3 protein-coding genes and 1 riboswitch are annotated in these 6221 nt (G+C 64.0%); of the genes, 1 reads left to right on the top strand and 2 read right to left on the bottom strand.

The genetic code is table 11. The features are described 5' to 3' along the window. Together JWR89_RS01885 and JWR89_RS01890 are read right to left on the bottom strand one after the other, a co-directional pair. Window positions 1–1343, bottom strand: a 1343-nt coding sequence (locus JWR89_RS01885) for a PepSY domain-containing protein (RefSeq protein WP_366142958.1), incomplete at its 3' end; no start/stop codon positions are given. A 200-nt stretch (window positions 1344–1543) separates the two neighbouring features. Beyond that, window positions 1544–3814: a TonB-dependent siderophore receptor gene (locus JWR89_RS01890; protein WP_299711086.1), complete on the bottom strand. Its 2271-nt coding sequence runs from the start codon at window positions 3812–3814 to the stop codon at window positions 1544–1546. Window positions 3815–3918: 104 nt separating this feature from the next. Then, a riboswitch (cobalamin riboswitch) is annotated at window positions 3919–4127 on the bottom strand. Window positions 4128–4360: 233 nt separating this feature from the next. Here JWR89_RS01890 and JWR89_RS01895 point away from each other — a divergent pair. Then, a complete protein-coding gene (locus tag JWR89_RS01895; protein ID WP_299711089.1) occupies window positions 4361–5914 on the top strand; it encodes an alkaline phosphatase D family protein in 1554 nt (517 codons plus the stop codon). Window positions 5915–6221 lie beyond the last annotated feature (307 nt).

The raw sequence follows: 6221 nt of genomic DNA on the forward strand, positions 1-6221 counted from the left end.
GCCGGCCGGTACGCAATCAGCCACGGGAAATCCAGACTGTGCAGACCGTTGTACAGCCAGCGGTAGGCGCGGCGGCCGGAATCGCTGCGGCCGACGAGGTCGCCGGTGACGGGGTCGAGGTGAAACCAGCTCTGCCCGTCGTCGTTGAAGCCGGCGCGCAGCACCGGCAGCACACGCTGGCCGTGGTGCGCGTACCAGTAGGAATCATAGCGATCGAGCCGCGCCTGCATCGACATCGCGGCCTGCGGCATCAGCGCGCGCGCCGCCTCGAAAATCTGCGTATCCGATAATGGCGCGGCGACGCCCGTCGCAGGATCGACGGCGGTTGGCACGCCGTCGCGTCCGGCCAGCAGCATGACGGGCCGGCCGCCGAGCCATACGAAGCGCGCTTCCACCGCGCCTGGCGACATCGCTGCAAATGACGCGGCAAAGCCCGGCGCCTCGTGGCCGGCGTAACGCTGGATCATCTCGCGCGATGGCTCGCGGGTGTCGAAAAGCCGGCCGGGATCCAGCGACATCCAGCCCGAGAAGATCCAGGTCAGCACGAACACGCCGGAGAACAGGCCGGTGACGTGATGCCACGCCATCCAGCCGCGATATGGCGTGATCGCGCCGCCGCTGTAGCGCTTGCGCAGGCGCACGCGCAGAATGCCGATCCAGATGCCTGACACCGCGACGATCATGCAGATGCCGGAAATCCACAGCACCACGCTGCGCCACAGCGCGCCGTCCTGGCGCAGAATGGTCGGATAGATCCAGTGCGGGATCGAGCCGAGCCAGTTCCAGATGCGCTCGGTCCGGTTGGTATCGAGCACGACTTCGCCGGAGCGTTCGGAGACATAGAGTTGCGTGCCGGCGGCGTCGCCGAGCGCGACCAGAAACAGCGGCCGCAGCGGATCGAAGCGCGAGACAACGCTCCACTGGTCGCGATCGACGGTGTCGAGCAGGCGCACGTCAGTCGCTGCGGGACTGCTGCGCGCCACGGCCAGCGCCTGCTGCGAGGTGATATGATCGATGGCGCGGCCATCGCGTGCGGAAATCGTCTGCCGTTTTCCGTCCCAGCCGATCAGCCGGTACACCGGCTCGTCATCCAGCATGGCGAGCCGCAGGTCGCGCGGAAAGCGCGTGGCGCCGGCTACGGCGAGCGCGCGATCCGGCGTCAGTTGCACGTTCCGCCACGTGATATCCGGCAAGGCGGCCAGCCGCTCTTTGGCGGAGAGGCCGGGAAAGGCGACATACATCATCACCACGCCGGACACGAACCACATGCCGAACAGCAGGCAGGTCACGATGCCGATCCAGCGGTGGCCGATATACAGCCACCGCCGGAGTGTGCGGGTCACTGCACGAGGCATCTTAGAACATTCTCTTTTTGAGATGACTTGAATCGCCCGCAGCCGTCATTGCGAGGAGCCCTTGCGACGAAGCAATCCAGACTGTGCGTGTGGCTCTCTGGATTGCTTCGCTCAGCGAAAGTCGCCTTCGGCGATTTTCGCTGGCTCGCAATGACGGGGGTGTGGGTCTGTTCATTCCAAAAATGCACCTAGAACTTCACATTGACCGCGAGCTGAGCTGTGCGCGGCAGGCCGAGCAGCCACTGGTTGGTGCCGCCCGACGTGGCATAGACTTCGTCCAGCAGATTGTAGACCCGGAACGACACCGTCGTATTGCGGTCGGCCTTCCATTGCACGCCAGCATTGATGACCTGGTAGGCAGGACGCACGAGCGTGTTGGCGTTGTCGGCATAGATGCGGCCGACGAATTGCACGCCCACATTGGCCGACCAATCCGGCGCAAAGGCCCAGGTGGCCCAGATGTTGGAGACGTTCTGCGGCACGTTGACCGGCACGTTGCCGGCGTAGTTCACCGCAACGCCGCCGACCGACTGTACGAAGTCATCATACTTCGCACGCAGGAATGCGGTATTGGCATCGATGCGCCAGCCATGGTCCAGCGCCAGACCGAGCGAAGCCTCGACGCCGCGTGACGACTGCTGGCCGATCTGCAGCGTGACCGTGGGTGCGTTGGGATCGCGCGCCAGCAGGTTGTTCTTGACGATTTCGTAGCCGGCCAGCGTCCACTCGCCGCGACCGCCCCAGAACGACTGCTTGACGCCGACCTCGATCTGCTTGCCGCTCGATAGTTCGAAATTGCGGTTTGCCGCCGACATCGTAATCAGATTGCCGACCGGATCGACCGCCACGGAATACTGGCCGTAGAAAGCAAGGTCCTTGACCGGCGTATAGACCGCGCCAGCGCGCCAACTGGTGGCGTGATAGGATTTCTCGTAGCTGTTGCCGGGCGTGACATAGTCGGTGCGATTGATGGTCGGCTCGTCCTGCCGGATGCCTGCTGTCAGCGACAACTGCTCCGTCACCGACAGGCGATTCTCGGCAAACAGACCGTATTGATTGGTGGCGCTGCCGAAGCCCGGTACCGTCTGGGTCGTTGTCGCCGCGAAGGAGCCGGGGAAAAAGTCGGTGAGCGGCACCGACGACGCGCCGCCATAGGGCGAGTTGTTGGTGTGCTTGAAGTCGATCTGGTTGACGTCGAAGCCGGCAACAAATTCGTTGGCCATGCCGAGGATATGGCCGCGGAACGTGGCGTCGAAGCGGTCGCCGATCTGCTGCTGGTCGTGGAAGATCTCGATATAGTCGCTGCGATTGATGCGGCCCGTCGCGGCGCTGTAGTTGTAGGTCTCGGCGTCTTTCCAGTGCCGCTGGCTGTTCAGGTAATACAGGCTGTTGCGCAGCGTCATGCTGTCCGTCACCTGCCACTCGGTCTTCACCTGATTCCAGCTATCCTGATAGCGGATGCTGCTGTCGCCGACATTGTAATTCCTGAAACGCAGGGACTCATCGAGCTTGCCATTGATTAGCGGCGTGCCGAAATAGCGCGACGGGCTGCGATCGCCGTAGTCCGTGGACAGCGTCCAGGTGATGTCCTCGGTCTGTTTGATTTGAACCGCGGCATGCACTTCGACATTGGACGTGGTGTCGCGATCGACCCAGCCGTCCGACATGTTGCCGGTGGCGGTGATGCGATAGGCGACGTCCTTGTTGATCGGGCCGCCGCTATCCACCGCGATGCGCCGGGTCATGTTGCTGTCGAGCGAGATTTCGGCCTGGTTGCGCGGAACCCAGGTCGGCAATTTCGAGATGACGTTGATCGCGCCGCCGATCGCGCCTTCGCCATACATCACCGATGCCGGGCCGCGCAGCACTTCGACGCGCTCGGCAGACCAGGTGTCGTAGGGAAAAGTCAGCGTGCCGGAGCCGACATAGAGCCTGGTGCCATCATACAGCGTCATCACGGTGCCGTTGCCGGTGAAGCCGCGGGTGTTGAAAGCGATGCTGCCATTGCCGGGCGCCGGGCTGGCGGTGAATCCGGTGGCATTCTGCGTGACGGCATCGACCAGGTTCTGCTGGCCGCGTTCAGCCATGGTCTCGGCCGAAATCACCTCGACGCTGCCGGGCGTCTGCAATCGCGTCAGATTGAGCCGGCTGCCGGTGGAAGTGGTGCCGGTGAGGTTGAGCGTCGGCGCGGCGAAGCCGGCCGGCGACGCCACCGGCGCGCCGGTGGCCGCGACGGCGCGCGACCGGGACCGGATGCCGCGTGAAGCGCTGCTGCTGTTGGCCGCGCGGCGCTTGGCGGCGGTGGCCGTCGGCGACTGCACCACCACGGGATCGAGCGACTGGCTTGGCTTCGACGCGCTCTGCGTCCAGCCGTCGGCGGGCCAGAGCAAAGCGGAGAGAGCGACGGAATACAGGAAGGGACGGCGCCGCTTTGACGCGGAAGGGAGAACGGGATTCATCTGTGGCTCGCGGTTACGTGGCACGTCACCGCGAACGAGGTCTCCCCGAAGCCCTAACGGGATACGGCTCGACACCCACCAGGACACCCCGCCCAATGTGCTCGCGTGTGACCACGACTGGCGGCAGGTCTCCTGGCTCGCGGGTCAATGCCCTTCGCCGCCTTCCCAGGCACGAATGCCCAGTGGCTCTTGGCGAAAGGCTCGCCGCTTACAGTTGCGGGGGCAGCCGCGGAATCGGGATCGTTCGAAAAGAACTCTCCCTCACCGCATTCCCTTTTGATCCCCGAGGGGAACCGTCGCGTTCACGTTAGTGTGAGAGTTCCAGATGTGTCAACGGAGTCGTCATTGCGAGGTCAGGGAAAGCCAATTGGCTTTCCCCTTAGCGAAGCGACGCGGCAATCCAGAGCCACGCGCTCGGCAAGAACTGGATTGCTTCGTCGCAAGGGCTCCTCGCAATGACAGCACGCCTGCGACCGGCTGTCACAGCCGCGTCAAGCAAACTCCCTAGAGCCATTCTCATCCGAACAACACCGCAGGGACGCTTCCATGGCCATCCAGTTTTCTCGTCGCCGCTTTCTTTCCACGGCGGCCATGACCGGCGCCGGTGTGCTGGCGATGCCCTATCTCAGCCGCGCCGCCGACCGGCCGATGGTCTCGCATGGCGTGCAGTCCGGCGACATCGGCGTCGACGGCGGCATGGTGTGGTCGCGCGCCGACCGTGCGTCGCAGATGATGGTCGAAGTCTCCACCACGGAATCATTCAAGAACGCCCGCGCGCTGCCGCCGATCTATGCGCTGCCCGAAAGCGATTTCACCGCCAAGCTGCTGATCGACAACCTGCCCGCCGGGCAGGACATCTTCTACCGCGTGAAATTCCGCGACCTCGCGCACACCGACATTGTCGGCGAGCCGGTGGTCGGCCGCTTCCGCACCGCGCCGGCCGATCGCCGCGACGTCAGTTTCGTCTGGGGTGGCGATGTGGCGGGGCAGGGCTACGGCATCAACGCCGAGGATGGCGGCATGAAAACCTTCGCCACCATGCGCACGCACAATCCGGATTTCCTGATCCATTCCGGCGACACGATCTACGCCGATGGTGTCATCGCGGCGGAGACCAAGCTGCCCGACGGCAAGGTCTGGAAGAACACCACCATCGTTCCGGAAAAGGCCAAGGTCGCCGAGACGCTGGAAGAATTCCGCGCCGCGCACAAATACAATTTCCTCGACGAGCACGTGCGTGCCTTCAACGCCGCGGTGCCGATCTTCGGGCAGTGGGACGACCACGAGGTCACCAACAACTGGTCGCTGTCGAAGCAGTTGCCGGCGACCTACAAGGAACGCGACATCACGCTGCTGGCCGCGCGCGGCGCGCAGGCGTTTCGCGAAATGTATCCGATCCGGTCGAATCCCAATGAGCCCGGCCGGATCTACCGCACCATAAATTACGGCCCGCATCTCGACGTCTTCATGCTCGACGAGCGCAGCTACCGCGGTCCGAACGGCGCCAATCTGCAGGAGAAATACGGTCCCGACGCGTATTTCATCGGCCCGGACCAGATGGCCTGGCTGAAGCGCGCACTGCTGGCCTCGAAGGCGACCTGGAAAGTGATCGCCTCCGACATGCCGATCAGCATCGTCGTCGAGAACGACGCAACCACTCACACCGGCTCCGAAGCGATCGCGCAAGGTGACGGCCCGGCGCGCGGCCGCGAGCTGGAGATCGCCGACATCCTGCGCTTCATCAAGTCGGCCGGCATCGTCAACACGGTGTGGCTGACCGCCGACGTGCACTACACCGCCGCGCATTACTACAATCCCGACAAGGCGCAGTTTCAGGATTTCGAGCCGTTCTGGGAATTCGTCTCCGGCCCGTTCCATGCCGGCACCTTCGGTCCGGGGGCGATGGACAATACCTTCGGGCCCGAAGTGAAATTCGTGAAAGCGCCGGGCGCCGACAACCAGAACCTGCCGCCCTCGGCCGGCATGCAGTTCTTCGGCCATGTGCAGATCGACGGCAAATCCGGCCAGATGACCGTCACCCTGCGCGACCGCGCCGACGTGGCGCTGTGGTCGACCACACTGGATCCGAAGCTGGGGTAAATGGCATTCCGGGGCGGGAGCCGCGAGAGCGGCGCGCGAACCCGGAATCCGGAGATGGCCTCGCGCTGAACATCCGGAGATTCCGGGCCTGCCTCACCCGGCTACGCCGTCTGCTGCATCCCGGAATGACAGTGAGGGTCTTACTCCCGAAAATGGTGCCATATAACCGCCCTTCCTCGTCCAAAAACATGGCTGCACCGCCTTCTCAGGCTCAGGAAATCATTGTTTTTCGCGGAATTCCCCCTATATTGCGCCGCAACGCGTCCGAGTACCCGGCCCCTTCTGGCCGGGTTTGCTTTTGGAGGGA

This window comes from Tardiphaga sp., from assembly GCF_028290785.1.
GTDB lineage: Bacteria > Pseudomonadota > Alphaproteobacteria > Rhizobiales > Xanthobacteraceae > Tardiphaga.